This is a genomic window from Bradyrhizobium sp. USDA 327, from assembly GCF_041262065.1.
In the GTDB taxonomy this organism is placed as follows: domain Bacteria; phylum Pseudomonadota; class Alphaproteobacteria; order Rhizobiales; family Xanthobacteraceae; genus Bradyrhizobium; species Bradyrhizobium liaoningense.
This window is the reverse complement of the sequence record NZ_JBGCCW010000001.1, coordinates 3,752,076-3,767,075: the sequence shown is the minus strand read 5'-3', so window position 1 is coordinate 3,767,075 and position 15,000 is coordinate 3,752,076. Positions and strand designations below refer to the sequence as shown.

Below are 15,000 nucleotides of genomic sequence, written 5' to 3'. Positions count from 1 at the left end.
TCCCACCCCCCTCGGACGTAGGCGATCGTGTGCGGCAATGTCGCGCAGATCATGCCCTATACGGGTGGATGATCACCTCGCCATTTCTGAACCTCCTCTGCTGGTTCGTCATCAAGCGGTCGCAGGAGCTCCTCTGGAGAGAACAGCTCGCGATCCAAAGTAAGGTCTTCCGGATCGATGGAAAACGACAGAGCAGGATGATTGTCCCGTCGTCCCTGAAGCTCGTCATGCAACTGCTTTTCCAGTCGCTCAAGCTCCCCTTGCGGGAGTTGCTCTGAATGGAATGCGGCTTGCGCCTGAATGAAAGCCGACGGGGCGGGGTGATCATCTCGCCTTTCCTGAAGCTCCTCTGCTGGCTCGTCATCAAGCGGTCGCAGGAGCTCCTCTGGAGAGAACAGCTCGCGATCCAAAGTAAGGTCTTCCGGATCGATGGAAAACGACAGAGCAGGATGATTGTCCCGTCGTCCCTGAAGCTCGTCATGCAACTGCTTTTCCAGTCGCTCAAGCTCCCCTTGCGGGAGTTGCTCTGAATGGAATGCGGCTTGCGCTTGAATGAAAGCCGACGGGGCGGAGTGATCATCTCGCCTTTCCTGAAGCTCCTCTGCTGGCTCGTCATCAAGCGGTCGCAGGAGCTCCTCTGGAGAGAACAGCTCGCGATCCAAAGTAAGGTCTTCCGGATCGATGGAAAACGACAGCGCAGGATGATTGTCCCGTCGTCCCTGAAGCTCGTCATGCAACTGCTTCTCCAGTCGCTGAAGCTCCTCTGAAGCGACGGAGACCGCCGACGGCATGGCTTGATCATCGAGATGATCCTGCACGCGCTGAAGCTCGCCCTGAGGGAGCTGCTCTGAATGGAATGCGGCTTGCGCTTGAATGAAAGCCGACGGGGCGGAGTGATCATCTCGCCATTCCTGAAGCTCCTCTGCGGGGTCGTCATCAAGCAGTCGCCGAAGCTCCCCTGGATGGAACTGGTCGAGATCAAAAGTAAACTCCTCCGAATCGACGGGAAACGACTGAGCAGGATGATTGTCTCCTACTCCGTGATGCTCGTCTTGCAACTGTGTTTCCAGCCGCTGAAGCTCTCCCTGAGGGAGCTGCTCTGGGTGGAATGCGGTTTGCTCCTGAGTGAAAGCCGACGGGGCGTGTTGACCGTCCTGTTCTTCCTGAAGCTCCCCTAGCCGAGTGCTCGCTTCGTGCGGCGCGCTGTGCTGCGCAGCGGCGGCGTCGATGCGCAGCGGTCCCATCGGCGCCGCGCTTTCAGGATTGATGAGGGCCACGTTCTGGGGGGAAGGATCGATCAGCGTCCTCCGTCTCTTCGCTGCTCTCGATTGAGCGGTGTCATGCTCATGATTTATGAGGACCCCTTCGCTTGGCAGGAGATTGCTCCCGGCGCGTGCATCTGTCCTTTGGCGAAGAGTTTGTTGGACATCGTTAGATGCGTCTTTCCCTGAGGGGAGGGCGCGCGGTCGCCCGCGAGAAACTAAATGATTGGGGTCATGATACGCACGAAGGACGCTCAGCCCGACCTTAATCATTGGGTTGTTCGGAAAGTAAGTAGTTGCGTGATCTAGCAGAGACTTGTAATCTGCTAGATCGGTCGTTTGGCCGCGAGCGCGGAGATCATTCACAAGTCGATGAAGTGCCTGCGTATAGCGTCTAACCGTTTTAGGTTGTGAGTTGTTCTGCGCCACATATTGAGCGATCGCGCTATCGATATGGTTCCGGTCTTCCGTCGACAGATAGTCTGGGGCGGGGTCGTGATACGCACGAAGGACGCTCAGCCCCGTCCTTATCTTTCCGTTTGTCCGAAAGTGGGTATTTGCGTGTTCCACTAGGGCATCGTGGTTCGCTAGATCGGTCGTTTGGCCGCGAGCGCGGAAATCATTCCCAAGTCGATAAAGTGCCTGCGTATAGCTTTTAACCGTTTCAGGTTGTGAGTTGTTCTGCGCCGCATATTGAGCGATCGCGCTATCAATATGGTTCCGGTCTTCTGTAGAAAGATGAGGATAGGTGTTATGCGGACGAAGAACGCTCAGCGCTGCCTTAATATTTTCGTTGTCCGAAAAGTAAGTATTTACGTGTTCCGCTAGGGCATCGTGGTTCGCTAGATCGGTCGTTTGGCCGCGAGCGCGGAGATCATTCCCCAGTCGATAAAGTGACTTAGTATAAGCTCTAACCGTTCCAGGTTTGGGGTTTTTCTGAGCCGCATATTGAGCGATCGCGCTATCGATAAGGTTCCGGTCTTCCGTCGACAGATGGGGATGGCCAGGGCCCCGGCTGCCAGCGGTGCCGTCGATGCGCCGCGGTTCCATCTGCACCGCGCTTTCGGGATTGAGGAGCGCGCTCTGGGAGGAGTTATCGCGCTTAGCTCGTACGACGAGTTCTTCCGCCGCCCAAAAGGTCCTAAAATAATTCAAGGACTTAAGGAGATCCGCATTGCGCCCGCCGGTGTACTTGTGTATGGCGCCATCGTCGATCAGCGACTTGCTGTCCAGGCGATCGACAATGCTTGGTAGCTTATTTTCGAATAGCCAACGGCTATAGGTAATGAGGCGGCTTACATGCTCATGTGCCCCTCGGCTCTTCATGCCGCGCTCTATGAGGGCGTGCTCAAGCTTCAGGACGGCGGCATCCTTGGAATAGAGAGGCCGCTCGTCCGAACGCCCTCGGACTATGATGCCCGTTGTTGCAACCTGCGGTGCACCGCTACTTTCTCCTGAAGCGGCGTTCGCGTTTGACTGTCGGTATATCACAACCTCTTCAAGATCGGGCAGCGTCCTCCGTCTCTTCGCTGCGCTCGATTGAGCCGCGTCATGCTCATGAGGGATCACAGTATCGATAAAGTTCCGGTCTTCTGTAGACAGATGGGGATAGCTGGTGGCCCTGTGTCCGCTGGCGACGGGAGCAGCCTGGCTTGCCTCGGCCAAGTGCTGCTCAAAGACGTCTTGCCCGGCCGGGCCCGCCTGCGGCTCTTCCGAAACGGCGTGCCGCGCTAGCGACCCAGCTGGCACATTAGATGGATCGAAGTTCTGCCGGTCCATGTCAGCCTCGTGTTCAAGATTACCTGCGTAGGTCCCCTACTGCGGCAAGCTTTCTAGAACCTGACGTAGAGATGTCTCGCAGCGGTCGCAAAGGCCAGCCTGGGAACCGACATCGCTAGGAGTCAGCGTCTTCCCCATGATCTAGCTTCTCGCACCTGCTGCCAGCTTCGAACATCTCACAGATTGTAACTGGGTCCTTCCAGGGCCCTTCCCCCATTCGGGTGACGCGCGACCGCTCGACTCTGGCAGATATAAAATTTCAAAAGTGACTTTCTGTTCTCGGATCGGTTGCGGAACCTGGGTTCGGGCGCAACCCGGCCTGCCACGGAAAACATCCGATTGGCGATATTTGAGGCCCGAAATTGATATTTTGGTCCGGCGGCCAACCGGCGCGGCGAGGGGATACCGAAACACGCTCGAAAGAAACTATACCGATTGAGACCGTATGGCTCTTAATCGGAGCCTCCATCCATGATCGTTATCGGCCTCAAGGGCCTTATCGGGTCCGGCAAGACCACCGTGGCCCGCCATCTCATCGAAAATCACGGGTTTGTACGCGGCCGGTTCGCTGGCGCGCTGAAGGACATGCTGCGCGCCTACCTGCGCTACCGGCGCTGCGACGAAGCGACCATCGAGCGCATGATCGACGGCGATCTGAAGGAACAGCCGTCGCCCTGGCTGGGCGGCAAGTCGCCCCGGCACGCCATGGAAGGTCTCGGCGGCCTTTGGGGTCGCGACCACATGGGCTCGGACTTCTGGATCGGGACCGAGACCGACGTGCTCTACATGAGCGCGCCGAAGCGCGTCGTGTTCGAGGACGTGCGCCATCCCAATGAGGGTGAGGCCATCGACCGCATGGGCGGATGGGTCGTCGAAATTCACCGACCCGGCCTGATCCCCCAGGAACACCGCACCGAGAAGGCGCAGGTCGAGGTCAACGCGCATCGCTGCGTCATGAACTACGACGGGGACATGCTGTCCACCTTCCGCCAGGTGGACATCGTCGTCGCCGATCTGATCGCGCGGACGGACCGCAGCAACGTGATCGACTGATCATGGGCAAGACCGTCAATCGGCAAGAGCTTGCGGACATCTTCGGCTATTCGCTGCCGACGATCTCCGCATGGGTCGAGAACGGAATGCCGGTCAAGTCGCACGGCGGCCGTGGCAAGCAGTTCGAGTTCGACACCGAAGACGTGCTGAAGTGGTTGCTCGCGCGCGAGCGCGCCGAACGCAAGGCGCACACGGCCGCGACGCTGAAGGAAGGCGGCGAAGAGATCACCATCGACAAGGCGCGCCTTCGCAATGAGATCGCGAAGGCGAAGCTCTCCGAGTTGGAGTTGGCGACGAAGATGGAGCTTGTCCGCCCCATCGACATGGTCGCCAGGGTGCTCTCGAACGAGATCGCGAACGCTCGCGCTCGTCTGCTCGGTATCCCATCCAAACTACGGCCTGCGATCCAACTCGAAGTCGGCGCGCCGGACGGCACGAAGAAGCTGGTCAACGAAGTTGAGCGGCTGATCCTCGAAGCACTGAACGAAATCAAGATGTCGGCTGACGACGCGGTCGAGGAAGAGCCTCACGCCGAGCCGCCGTCTGAGTCCATCATCGAAGAGAACGAAGAAGAAAATGACGAGTGAGTTCAAGCCTTCTTGGATGAAGTGGCCGCCGAACAGTTGCGAAGTCTGCACCGCCTGGAAACGGGAAGGGGAATGGCATGGCGTGTGCCAGCGCGCGGCGTCGGTCAACTTCGATCAGCCGACCGATGCGCGCCAGCGCTGCCCTGAATATCAGCGCAAGCCGGACGCCTAATGACCGCAGCCGTCGCCGTCGTCGATGAATATCATGAGGATCGCGCGTATGAAGCCCGGCTTCGCGCGCAGGTCCGTGAGATCATTGCGCAGAGCTTCAGCCCGCCGCCTAAGCTGACCGTCTCCGAATGGGCAGACGAATACCGCGTGCTGTCGCCGGAAGCGTCGTCGGAGCCCGGCAAGTGGTCTACTGCGCGCGTCGAGCCGTCGCGCGGCATCATGGATGCCTTCGCCGATCCCGAGATCGAGATCATCACCTGTATGGTCGCGGCGCAGACGGTGAAGACCGAAGTCATCAACAACGTGGCTGGCTTCCACGTCCATCTCGATCCGTGCCCGATGCTCATTCTGCAACCGACGTTGCAGATGGCCGAAGCATATTCGAAGGATCGTCTCGCGCCGATGATCCGCGACACGCCGCCTCTCTCGGCGAAGCTCGGCAACAGCGCGCGGGACTCCGAAGACACGATCCTTCACAAGAAATATGCGGGCGGCCACATCACCATGGCGGGCGCAAACTCGCCCGCATCGCTCGCATCGCGCCCGATCCGCATTCTGCTCTGCGACGAAGTTGATCGCTATGAGGCGAGCGCCGGTAAGGAAGGCGATCCTGTCTCGCTGGCTATCGAGCGAACCACGACGTTCTGGAATCGCAAGATCGCGCTCGTTTCGACGCCGACCATCAAGGGCGCGTCGCGCATCGAGTCCTCCTATGAGGAAAGCGATCAGCGCCGCTTCTTCGTGCCGTGCCCGAAGTGCGCGCACATGCAACATCTGCGGTGGGCGCAGGTCCGATGGCCCGACGACGAACCGTTGGCCGCGCGCTATCACTGCGAATACAGCGATCCCGACACCGGCGAACTGTGCGATCACGGATGGAGCGAGGCCGAGCGCCTGAAGGCCATTCAGCGCGGCGTGTGGATCGCTACGCGCCCCGAAGTGAAGGGCCACGCTGGCTTCCATCTGAACCGCATCGCGTCGCCCTGGCGAGCGCTCGGGGAGATGGCGCGCGACTTCGTCTTGGTGAAGAAGCACCCCGAGCGTCTGAAGACCTGGGTGAACACGCGCCTCGCGGAAACGTGGGAAGAGCGCGGCGAGCGTGCCAACCCGGATTCGATCTATGCCCGGCGTGAGGACTATGACGCCTCGGTCCTTCTCCCGAGCGGTGTCGGCTGCATCACGGGGGCGGTCGATATTCAGGACGACCGCGCCGAAATCGAGTGGTGCGGTTGGGGCCAGGACGATGAATCGTGGTCGCTCGACTACAAGGTCCACTATGGCGCGCCCAACTCTCCCGGCTTTTGGGAGGTCGTCGATAACGCCTTGCAACGGACGTTCAAGCATCCGTCCGGCGTCGAGATGCGCGTGGAAGCGGCCTGCATCGACTCTGGCGGCCACTTCACGCAGCACGTCTACAATTTCGTCCGGCCGCGCATCGCTCGCCGCGTCTACGCCATTAAGGGCATCGGTGGACCCGGCCGCCCGATCTGGCCGGTGAAGGGCACCGTCAACAAGGCGAAGAACGTCACGATCTTCGTGCTCGGCGTCGATCAGGCCAAGGACATGCACTACAAGCGCCTCGAACTGAAGGAGCCCGGCCCCGGATACTGCCATTACCCGCTGCTCGAAAACTATGACAAGAAGTTCTTCGAGGGCCTGACCGCCGAAAAAGCGGTCCTGAAGACCGATAGGCGCGGTTTCGTGACGAAGGAATGGCACAAGGTCCATCAGCGAAATGAACCGCTGGATCTCCGCGTCTACAACATCGCCGCGCGGCTCTCGCTCGGGATCAATATGGAGCGCCGTTTGATGGCCCTGCGGGCCGCTGCGGCGAACGCAATGAATGCTGCCCCTCAACAGACCGTCGCGAGCGAAGAGCCCGCCGTAGCGGCTCCCCAGGCGGTGCCTGGGCGGCGTCGCATGCGCAGCCGTGGCGTTGAAAGTTAAGGAACGACCGGCTAGATGAAGAGCATGATGACCAAGGACGATGTCCGCGCCGCCCGTACCGCCCTGGGCAAGATGTGGAAGCCCGGCGGTGCCCCGCTGACGGCCCAAGAGCTTGTGCGCGCCCTGGGGCTCTCCGAAGAGCACGGCACCGACCATGTTTACAACATGGAGAAGGGAAAATCGGCCGTTTCTGGCACTATCGAGATGCTTCTGCGCATCTATCTCGCCGGTGGAGTGCCACCCGAAGATGTCGTGATCTTCAAGGACGCGCCGAAACGGTCGGGCTAGGTCCGCCGCTTAGAAGTGCGGAAGCAGTAGAAGCTGTAATCCCGCGGTGGCCAGAATTGCCGCAAGGACGAAGCGCGTCGTCTTATCCGTGAGCCACCGCAGCCCGATCATAGTCCCGAGCATCGCGCCGACGAGCGCCGCCATCGCATAAAGCCAAGTGTGAGCAGACGGCATCTGACCGGCGTACCTGGCGCCAATCAGACCCATAAGTGAGTTCGCCAAAATGAAAGGGGCGGTGAGGGCTGCGGTTTGCTTGGGTGAAGCCCAACCCATTGCTATCAGAATGGGAGCAAGAAAAATGCCGCCACCAACACCGGTAAGCCCCGAGACGAGCCCGACCGCCGCTCCAACAGTGACGGAGCCCCAAAACGGGGTTATTTTGTCCGCCTGACCATCACGTCCACGACGGAACGCGAGAATTGCCGCTGCGCATAGAAGTGCAACACCGGTAACAGAATTATAAACACGTTCATCGAGCACGATGAACCCGCCGATAAGAGCGGTTGGCAGTGACGCGAGTAGAAGCGGACGAAGCTTTGCCCAATCTAACGAGCGAGTGCGATTAAACACCCAAGTCGAATAACCAGCAGCCAATATGTTCAGCACGAGGGCCGTCGGACGCATTTCGCTTGGCGGAAAGGAGGCGAATGCCATCAAGGCGAGGAATGCGGTCCCGCCAGCTTGGCCCACCATTGCGTACAAGAGCGAAATCACCGCGAACAGCAGCGGAAGCATCATGGCTAAGCGTTGCCCGGCGTAGCATTCCAAGCGCGAGCTACACTCAGTAGCCGCTCGCCGACCAAGCGATGTCTTTCAACCAGCTCCAAAAACCGCGTCTGGGCCTGTTCTATCGTCATGTCACCGCCCTCAACCAGCCCTTTCAGCCCGTCTATCTCGGCAAAAATGGCATCATTTTCGGCCTGAGCCTTGTCAAGTTCAGGCTCGCCCCATCGCTTTTGGTCTTTCTTGTCAATCGTCACCGCGAGCCCTCAAGAGAAATGCCCTAGCATGAAAGCACAGGAGCGCGGAATTTTCAAAACCTACGGCGCGCTAAGGGAGATCGGAACGATCTCTCTCGAACCATCCATGTCCCGTAGTTTCGGGCCATGGCAAAGACCGTCGAAGAGCAGCTTGAAGAGACCCTAACCTCGATCAACACGGTCGAGCAGAACGGTCAGCGTTACACGATCAAGGATCGTGAGCTTTGGCGCGCCGATCTGCGCCAACTCGATCAGCGTGCCCAACGCCTCGAAAAGCAGGCCGCTCGGGCCAAGCGTGGCGGCATTCGTACCCAGCGGGTGATCCCGCTGTGATTAAGCCCGTCGCACCGACCCTTATGGACCGCTTCCTGGCGGGCGTCGCACCGAACTTCGCGACGCGCCGCTACCATGCGCGCCTCTCGCTCAACTACATGGGCCAATACGCCGGTGCGCGCTCGAACCGCGCCGCCCTGAAGGCGTGGAAGACCCATCCCGGCTCGGCCGACTCCGATACCCTGGGCGACCTTCCCGCGCTGCGCAGCCGCTCGCGCGATCTCGGCCGCAACAATCCCATCGCCACCGGCGCAAGGCAGACCTCGAAGAGCAACGTTGTTGGGTCCGGCCTGCGCGTGCGCTCGAAGCTGAACCCGAAGCTGCTCGGCATGTCGCCGGAAGCCGCCGAGTTGTGGGAGCGCAAGTCCGAGACGCTGTTTGACCTTTGGGCGCAGTCGAAGCTCTGCGACATCACGCTCACGCAGAACTTCTATGAGCTTCAGGGTCTCGTTTTCAGTGCCGTCTTCGAATCCGGTGACACCTTCGTGTTGCGCCGGACGCCGAAGCGCCCCAACGCCGTCGTGCCGCTCGCGCTCAACGTGATCGAGGCCGACCGCGTCGCCACCCCGAGCGAGTTGGAAGGCGAGTACCTGATCCGTGACGGCGTCAGGATCGACGAAGACGGCGCTCCGGTCGCTTACATCGTCCTGAACGAACACCCCGGCGAGCGCCAGACCTATACGGTCAACGGCTTCACCGAAATCCCGGCCTTCGGCAAGAAGTCGGGCGAGCAGATGGTGCTCCATATCTTCGAGCGCATGCGCCCCGGCCTGAACCGTGGCATTCCTGCGCTCGCTCCGGTCATCGAAATCCTGAAGCAACTCGACCGCTACAGCGAAGCCGAGTTGATGAAGGCCGTCGTGTCTTCGTTCTTCACCGTCTTCCTGAAGACCACGGGCGACGACGGCTTTGCAGGCGCTACGCCGGGCCTTCCTGGGATGGGCGCGAACGACGTGACCATGGGGCCGGGCACCATCGTCGATATCGGCACCGACGAAGAGATTCAGACTGCGCAGCCCGCGAACACTGCGAACTTCGACCCGTTCTTTCAATCGGTCGTGAGGCAGATCGGCGTCGCTCTGTCCATCCCGTTCGAACTGCTCATGATGCACTTCACGGCGAGCTACAGCGCGTCGAGGGCATCTCTGGAAATGGCCGCGCAGTTCTTCCGCGACCGCCGCACTTGGCTCGTCCGCAACTTCTGCGCGCCCGTTTACGAGTGGTTCCTGACCGATGCGATCAATGCCGGTCTGATCGACGCGCCCGGCTTCTTCAATGATCCCGTCAAGCGCGCGGCGTGGCTCGGCGCTCAGTGGATTGGCCCCGCGCGGATCATCCTCGACCCGCTCAAGGAATGGAAGGCCGAGACCGAAGCCGTCAACCTGGGCGCTCGCACCATCGAGCAGGTCATCATCGAGCGTGGTGGCGACGACTTCGAGCAGACCACGGCGCAGCGCGCACGCGAGCACACCGCTCGCGCGGCGGCGAAGCTCGAACCCGAAGTGCTCGCGCCGTCCGGCATGGGGTCTCGCGTCAACGAAGACATCGAACAGAAGGGCGACGGCACGGACAAGCCCGCCCCGAAGAAGCCCGAGAAAAAGCAATGACCATCAACGTCCGCAACCCGCTGATCTTCGACGCCGCTCTCACGGCCAATTGGGCCATGGAAGAGGGGGCTCTGCGTCAGGTCATGGAGATCGCCGCGCGCGAGACTCAGATCACGCCGCAGATGCTCGAAGCCTATCGCGGCCAAGAGCTTGAGCGGTCTGAGCGCGCGACGCGGCGCGGCAACGTCGCCGTGATCGACGTGGCTGGCCCCTTGTTCAAGCGCGCCAACCTCATGACCACGTTCTGCGGCGCGACCGCTTACGAGACCGTGCGCCGCGACCTTCAGGCCGCGATGGACAATGCGTCCATTCGCTCGATCCTGCTCAACATTCATTCGCCTGGGGGCGAGGCCGCTGGCGTTGCGGAGCTTGCCACGGCGATCAACGAAGTGCGCGGTAAGAAGCCCATCGTCACGTATGCAGGCGATCAGGCGGCCTCCGCTGCGTTCTGGTTGGGCACCGCGTCGGACGAGTTCTTGATCGGCCCGACCGCCGCACTCGGCTCGATGGGCGTCGTCGCTGGCTATCGTGACACGTCCGCGCAGGACGCGGCGCGCGGCATCAAGACCATCGAGTTCGTGTCTTCGCAGTCGCCCTACAAGCGCGTGGACATCAACACCCAGGAAGGCCGCGACCGCGTGCAAGCGCGCGTTGACGCAATGGCCGCCGTGTTCGTCGAGACGGTCGCGAAGTATCGCGGCGTAAGCGTCGAACATGCACTCGAACGTTTCGGCCAGGGCGATGTCCTGATCGGCAAGGCGGCAGTGGATGCCGGGATGGCCGATGGTGTTGCGACGTTCGAACAGGTTCTCGCGAGCTTGGCTCGCGGCGAAAGTCCGAAGGCTTCCTTCGGTTTTAACCCGGCCGCGACCGGCCAAAGTGGAGAAGTCAAGATGACCGATGAAGAGAAGGCTGCATTCGCTGCGCAGATTCGCGCTGAAGTGCAGGCCGAGAACGAAGCCAAGGCAAAGGCCGAAGCCGAAGCCAAGGCGAAGGCCGACGAAGAAGCCGCCGCAGCCGCCGCCGCCGCCGCGAGCGATCCGGTCGTCGTCGAGCGGAAGCGCGTCACCGAGATCATGGGCCTGACCCTGCCCGGTTACGAGGCCGCCGCCGCAAAGGCTATCGAAACGGGCTCTTCGGCTCACGAGTTCTCGGCCATGATCGTAACCGCTGAAAAGGCCAAGCGCACCGAGCGCGCCGCTGACATCAAGACGGACACCGAAGCCAACTCTGGCGTCGCCCCGTCGAGCGGTCAGGAGAAGGCGCAGGGCGACGAAGCCGCTGTCAACGCAATTCTCGGCGCGATGAAGCTCGCGTCCGGCAACTAAGGAGCCGCAAGGTGGCGAAGTTTGAGAACGAAGGCGCATACGTCCCGAGCATGCTCATGCTCGGCCACCACCGCGCCCGCAAGGTGACGATCAAGTCCGGCGCTGGCGTCCTGGGCCGTGGCACTGTGCTCGGTCAGGTCACTGCCGACAAGAAGTACCTCAAGTCGATCCTCGCGGCGAACGACGGCTCGCAGGTCCCCGACGCGATCCTCAGTGAGCAGGTCGATGCGACCTCCGCTGACGTGGAGGCCATCGTCTACATCGCTGGCGAGGTCGATCAGGAAAAGCTGATCCTCGGCGCCGGACACACCCTCGGATCGGTGGATGGATCGGTGGATGCGGTCTTCCGCACGAAGTCGATCTGGCTCGTTAAGCCGATGGGCTAACCGAGACAACCTCGAAGAAAGCAAACGGGAAGCCCTCACTATGGACCTCTTTTCGACCACCGCCCTCAACCGTGTTGTCGAGGAACTGCCGCTCAACCCGGCGTTCTTCCTCAACACGTTCTTCACGACCGCCGAGACCTCCAACACCGAAGACATCAAGTTTGACTCGGTGAAGGGTCGTCGCCTGATCTCGCCGCTTGTCTCGCCCATCGTCGCGGGCAAGGTGATCCGCGAGAAGGGCTACAAGACTCAGTCGCTCGCCCCGGCCTACATCAAGGACAAGCGCGTCTTCAAGCCGAGCGGCCAGTTCAAGCGCCGCGCAGGCGAGAAGATCGGCGGCTCCCTGTCGCCCGAGCAGCGTCTTGCTGCGTCCATCGGCTTCGCCGTGAGCGAGCAGTTGGATATGTGGACCCGCCGCCTGGAAGTCATGTCGGCCGAAGTGCTGCGTACCGGCAAGCTCGTCCTGAAGGGCGACGACTATCCCGAGCAGCTTGTTGACTTCGGTCGCGATGCCGAACTGAGCATCGTCCTGACCGGCACCGACAAGTGGGACAACGCCGCCGTCAACCCGCTCGACGACATCGAAGATTGGGGCCAGATGATCTTCGATCATTCGTCCCTGACCTGCCGTGACGTGATCATGGCGAGCGACGTGTGGAAGACCATCCGCGCCAAGCTGGCCGGTCCCGACTCCGATGCGGTCGCTAAGGCGATGCGTCTTCAGATCGACATGACCGCCGCGACTCTGGAATCGGCTCGCGCCTCGCTCGGCCCGATCCTGATCACCCCCGGCATCCGTCTGGTCGCTCAGTTCGGCGACTACCGTTTGTGGGTTCACGCGGACAAGTACGTCGATCCGCTCGACAACGTCGAGAAGGACGTGCTCCCGGCTGGCGAGATCGTCATGGCCTCGCGTGAGATCGAGGGCGTCCGCCACTTTGGCGCGATCATGGACCTCAAGGCCGGTATCCAGCCCCGCGACTTCTTCGTGAAGTCCTGGGAGGAAGAGGACCCGTCCGTGCGGTACATCCTCGGCCAGTCCGCCCCGCTGATCGCGCCCTACCGCGTGAACGGCACCCTGGGCGCGAAGGTGAAGTGAGATGCCGTTGTATCGCGGCCTCGTAACGATCAAGCGTGACGGGCGGTATATTCCGCCCGGCACGCCGGTCGAAATGACCGAGAACGAAGCGAAGGCCCTCGGGCCTGCTCGCGTCGTTCTCGATCAGAACCCGGTTTCGGCCGTTGCCGAGATTGCTCTGGATTCCGCCAGCACGCTCGCTGGCATCGAGTCCGCCGGTGATGCCCCCGGCGACGCGCCGTCCGCTGATGAAGTCCCTCCCGCCTCGCATCAGACGGACGGCGCGAGCACTCGCGTCGTGGACATCGCGTCCGCAATCGACCTGCTCGACGAAAAGAAGGACTTCTTCAAGTCCGGTCATCGTCAGGGCAAGCCGAAGCAGAAGCCGATTGAAGAGATCGTCGGGTTCGACATCACCGACGAAGAGATCGACGCTGCTCTGGCATTGCGCGCATCGGGCGTCTGATGCCGGTCGAGACCGACAACGATCTGCTGATCTTCCTCAACCCCGACGAGTTCGGGGTTGAGGCGTCTTATGTGAGCCGCGATCCAGCCGTCGCGCCGAAGGACATCCCCGGCCAGTTCGACGACGAAGGCAGCAATTGGAATCCGAACCGTTGGAACGGGACCCAATTCCAAATGCAGATGGGCGCGAGCGTCACGTCATCCGGCCCGACGTTTCTCTGCCGCACGTCCGATCTGAACAAGGGCGGTCGCAAGGGCGAGAAGCTGACGATCAAGGGCCAAGAATATCGGATCGAGGACAAGCGACCGGACGGCACCGGCCTGTCCCTGCTCTTGCTCATGGCGAACGACTGACATGGCGCATCCTCGTAAGCGAATCCGCGAAGCGTTCCGAGCCCGGCTCGCCGAAATCGTTGACGGCGAGTACCGCACGGTCGCGCAAAGCCGCGTGTTTGCGAGCCGCATGGCTCCCGTGAACGAGGAAGAGTTGAAAGAGGACGGCCCGGCCATTCTCGTCTATGCGCGCATGGAGAAGTACAACCCCGAGAAGGACTACGGGGTCGAGGGCGACGCGACCTATATCGAGCGTGAGTTGACGCTTGTCACGGAGGCCATGCTGCTCGGCGGCGAGACCGTTGACGACAAGCTCGACGACATCGCAGAGCAGATGGAAGCGGCCTTTGAAGGCTTCGTGATTCCCGGCTTCGAGTCCGCGCGCATGCGGCTGCTCGAGTCCGACATCGACGTGATCACCGAGCAGGTCAAGCGCCCCATTGGCGCTATCGGCCTCGTTTGGCAGGTCATCTATCGCACCGCATGGCGTCCGCGCGCCACGGCCGACAACCTCGACGCCGACATGGCGGACTTCCTGGCGGGAAAGTAGCATGGTCAAGTTTCTGCGCGATCCCGCGAGCACCGGCGGCGTGTCCGACCCGGAAGCGACCGACATCGATCGGCGCGCGCAGGATGTCGTCAAGTTCGGCAAGATCAAGGAAGTGGACTACAAGCGGCAGCCCCCCGCGTACCGCGTCCTGATCGGTGACGAGAACGACGAAGACAACCACAACATCACCGATTGGCTCCCGGCGGGCGGCATGCGCGCCAAGGGCGACCGCGAGACGCACTTCCTTGAGAAGGGCGAGAAGGTCGTTTTGCTTGCCGAAGGCGGCGAGCTTGCGACGGCGCAGGTCTATCCGGCAGGCACGTACACGCCTGAGAATGAAGACGAGAAGGAAACGACCGACAAGGCGGGCGTCTGGCGCAAAATCTTCGCGAAGCCGAAGAGCAACGACGGTCAGGGCGGCGAGGGCGGCGAGGGCGGCGGCGAAGGTGGCGAGGACGGGCAGGACGGCGAGGAAGACGAAATCCTTGGCGAGATCAGTTACGACCGCTCTACGGGCGACTGGCTGATCAAGGGGCTGAAGGACAAGGGCACCATCACGATTGAGGGCACGGGCTGCTCAATCGTGATGAAGGAAGGCACGATCACGCTGAAGGCGAAGAACCTGAAGATCGAGATGGAAGAAAACGTCGAGATCGAGGCGGAAGACACGATCAAGACGAAGACCGGGCAGGCGCTCCACGAGTCCGACATCTTTGCGGTCGCCGCCGCGACGTTCCTGGGCCTCGACGATACCAGCGAGCGCCCGCAGGATCGCGTCGAAGTCGTCAGCGACATCCCGACCCTGAAGACCTTCGCCAAGAAGGGCTGATATAGGCGACCGGATCAGGCTGTA

17 protein-coding genes are annotated in these 15,000 nt (G+C 61.4%); 14 read left to right on the top strand and 3 right to left on the bottom strand.

The features are described from left to right. Positions 1 to 56: 56 nt before the first annotated feature. The gene (locus ABIA42_RS17390) at positions 57 to 2,927 is read right to left on the bottom strand and encodes a hypothetical protein (RefSeq protein ID WP_370122956.1); all 2,871 of its coding nucleotides are present in this window, start codon (positions 2,925 to 2,927) and stop codon (positions 57 to 59) included. 585 nt (positions 2,928 to 3,512) lie between these two features. On the opposite strand from ABIA42_RS17390, the gene ABIA42_RS17385 reads away from it, so the two are divergent. Genes ABIA42_RS17385 through ABIA42_RS17365 form a run of 5 tightly spaced genes read left to right on the top strand, consistent with a single transcriptional unit; the run spans position 3,513 to position 7,087 of the window. Continuing rightward, complete coding sequence (locus ABIA42_RS17385) at positions 3,513 to 4,094, top strand: deoxynucleotide monophosphate kinase (protein ID WP_304500810.1); 582 nt, start codon at positions 3,513 to 3,515, stop codon at positions 4,092 to 4,094. A gap of 2 nt (positions 4,095 to 4,096) precedes the next feature. Next, positions 4,097 to 4,681 (top strand): terminase small subunit, encoded by a 585-nt coding sequence (locus ABIA42_RS17380; protein ID WP_304500809.1) that lies wholly within the window; start codon positions 4,097 to 4,099, stop codon positions 4,679 to 4,681. Continuing rightward, a complete protein-coding gene (locus ABIA42_RS17375; protein ID WP_304500808.1) occupies positions 4,671 to 4,853 on the top strand; it encodes a hypothetical protein in 183 nt (60 codons plus the stop codon). The genes ABIA42_RS17380 and ABIA42_RS17375 overlap by 11 nt, the downstream gene beginning before the upstream one ends. Next, entirely contained in the window at positions 4,853 to 6,799 is a 1,947-nt protein-coding gene (locus tag ABIA42_RS17370) for a phage terminase large subunit family protein (protein ID WP_304500807.1), read from the top strand. Before ABIA42_RS17375 ends, ABIA42_RS17370 begins: the two co-directional genes overlap by 1 nt. 15 nt (positions 6,800 to 6,814) lie before the next feature. Next, positions 6,815 to 7,087: a hypothetical protein gene (locus tag ABIA42_RS17365; protein WP_304500806.1), complete on the top strand. Its 273-nt coding sequence runs from the start codon at positions 6,815 to 6,817 to the stop codon at positions 7,085 to 7,087. Positions 7,088 to 7,096: 9 nt separating this feature from the next. Here the strand turns inward: ABIA42_RS17365 and ABIA42_RS17360 are convergent, their stop codons facing one another. Both ABIA42_RS17360 and ABIA42_RS17355 read right to left on the bottom strand, forming a co-directional pair. Beyond that, positions 7,097 to 7,825, bottom strand: a complete 729-nt coding sequence (locus ABIA42_RS17360; protein ID WP_304500805.1) for a sulfite exporter TauE/SafE family protein — start codon at positions 7,823 to 7,825, stop codon at positions 7,097 to 7,099. Between the two features lie 2 nt (positions 7,826 to 7,827). Continuing rightward, the gene (locus tag ABIA42_RS17355; RefSeq protein ID WP_304500804.1) at positions 7,828 to 8,067 is read right to left on the bottom strand and encodes a hypothetical protein; all 240 of its coding nucleotides are present in this window, start codon (positions 8,065 to 8,067) and stop codon (positions 7,828 to 7,830) included. A gap of 126 nt (positions 8,068 to 8,193) precedes the next feature. On the opposite strand from ABIA42_RS17355, the gene ABIA42_RS17350 reads away from it, so the two are divergent. The 9 genes from ABIA42_RS17350 to ABIA42_RS17310 all read left to right on the top strand — a co-directional run bounded on the left by ABIA42_RS17350 (position 8,194) and on the right by ABIA42_RS17310 (position 14,976). Then, the gene (locus ABIA42_RS17350) at positions 8,194 to 8,400 is read left to right on the top strand and encodes a hypothetical protein (RefSeq protein ID WP_035679805.1); all 207 of its coding nucleotides are present in this window, start codon (positions 8,194 to 8,196) and stop codon (positions 8,398 to 8,400) included. Next, positions 8,397 to 10,007 carry a phage portal protein gene (locus ABIA42_RS17345; RefSeq protein ID WP_304500803.1) on the top strand — a complete coding sequence of 537 codons (1,611 nt, stop codon included), beginning with the start codon at positions 8,397 to 8,399 and terminating at the stop codon, positions 10,005 to 10,007. Before ABIA42_RS17350 ends, ABIA42_RS17345 begins: the two co-directional genes overlap by 4 nt. 83 nt (positions 10,008 to 10,090) lie before the next feature. Further along, a complete protein-coding gene (locus tag ABIA42_RS17340; protein WP_370122967.1) occupies positions 10,091 to 11,335 on the top strand; it encodes a S49 family peptidase in 1,245 nt (414 codons plus the stop codon). An 11-nt stretch (positions 11,336 to 11,346) separates the two neighbouring features. Next, complete coding sequence (locus tag ABIA42_RS17335; protein WP_370157147.1) at positions 11,347 to 11,721, top strand: head decoration protein; 375 nt, start codon at positions 11,347 to 11,349, stop codon at positions 11,719 to 11,721. Next, positions 11,672 to 12,820: a major capsid protein gene (locus tag ABIA42_RS17330; RefSeq protein WP_244441997.1), complete on the top strand. Its 1,149-nt coding sequence runs from the start codon at positions 11,672 to 11,674 to the stop codon at positions 12,818 to 12,820. The genes ABIA42_RS17335 and ABIA42_RS17330 overlap by 50 nt, the downstream gene beginning before the upstream one ends. Before the next feature lies 1 nt (position 12,821). Next, a complete protein-coding gene (locus ABIA42_RS17325) occupies positions 12,822 to 13,265 on the top strand; it encodes a hypothetical protein (protein WP_028181385.1) in 444 nt (147 codons plus the stop codon). Beyond that, the gene (locus ABIA42_RS17320; RefSeq protein WP_370122973.1) at positions 13,265 to 13,618 is read left to right on the top strand and encodes a head-tail joining protein; all 354 of its coding nucleotides are present in this window, start codon (positions 13,265 to 13,267) and stop codon (positions 13,616 to 13,618) included. Before ABIA42_RS17325 ends, ABIA42_RS17320 begins: the two co-directional genes overlap by 1 nt. 1 nt (position 13,619) lies before the next feature. Next, on the top strand, positions 13,620 to 14,147 hold the full coding sequence (locus ABIA42_RS17315; RefSeq protein ID WP_028152701.1) for a hypothetical protein: 528 nt from the start codon (positions 13,620 to 13,622) through the stop codon (positions 14,145 to 14,147). Between the two features lies 1 nt (position 14,148). Then, entirely contained in the window at positions 14,149 to 14,976 is an 828-nt protein-coding gene (locus ABIA42_RS17310; RefSeq protein WP_028152700.1) for a phage baseplate assembly protein V, read from the top strand. The last annotated feature ends 24 nt before the right edge of the window (positions 14,977 to 15,000 follow it).

Excerpts from the sequence above, each read along its gene's own strand:
- ABIA42_RS17385 (WP_304500810.1), top strand. The coding sequence starts at position 3,513 with ATGATCGTTATCGGCCTCAAGGGCCTTATCGGGTCCGGCAAGACCACC.
- ABIA42_RS17380 (WP_304500809.1), top strand. The coding sequence starts at position 4,097 with ATGGGCAAGACCGTCAATCGGCAAGAGCTTGCGGACATCTTCGGCTAT.
- ABIA42_RS17375 (WP_304500808.1), top strand. The coding sequence starts at position 4,671 with ATGACGAGTGAGTTCAAGCCTTCTTGGATGAAGTGGCCGCCGAACAGT.
- ABIA42_RS17370 (WP_304500807.1), top strand. The coding sequence starts at position 4,853 with ATGACCGCAGCCGTCGCCGTCGTCGATGAATATCATGAGGATCGCGCG.
- ABIA42_RS17365 (WP_304500806.1), top strand. The coding sequence starts at position 6,815 with ATGAAGAGCATGATGACCAAGGACGATGTCCGCGCCGCCCGTACCGCC.
- ABIA42_RS17360 (WP_304500805.1), bottom strand. The coding sequence starts at position 7,825 with ATGATGCTTCCGCTGCTGTTCGCGGTGATTTCGCTCTTGTACGCAATG.
- ABIA42_RS17350 (WP_035679805.1), top strand. The coding sequence starts at position 8,194 with ATGGCAAAGACCGTCGAAGAGCAGCTTGAAGAGACCCTAACCTCGATC.
- ABIA42_RS17340 (WP_370122967.1), top strand. The coding sequence starts at position 10,091 with ATGGAGATCGCCGCGCGCGAGACTCAGATCACGCCGCAGATGCTCGAA.
- ABIA42_RS17330 (WP_244441997.1), top strand. The coding sequence starts at position 11,672 with ATGCGGTCTTCCGCACGAAGTCGATCTGGCTCGTTAAGCCGATGGGCT.
- ABIA42_RS17325 (WP_028181385.1), top strand. The coding sequence starts at position 12,822 with ATGCCGTTGTATCGCGGCCTCGTAACGATCAAGCGTGACGGGCGGTAT.
- ABIA42_RS17320 (WP_370122973.1), top strand. The coding sequence starts at position 13,265 with ATGCCGGTCGAGACCGACAACGATCTGCTGATCTTCCTCAACCCCGAC.
- ABIA42_RS17315 (WP_028152701.1), top strand. The coding sequence starts at position 13,620 with ATGGCGCATCCTCGTAAGCGAATCCGCGAAGCGTTCCGAGCCCGGCTC.
- ABIA42_RS17310 (WP_028152700.1), top strand. The coding sequence starts at position 14,149 with ATGGTCAAGTTTCTGCGCGATCCCGCGAGCACCGGCGGCGTGTCCGAC.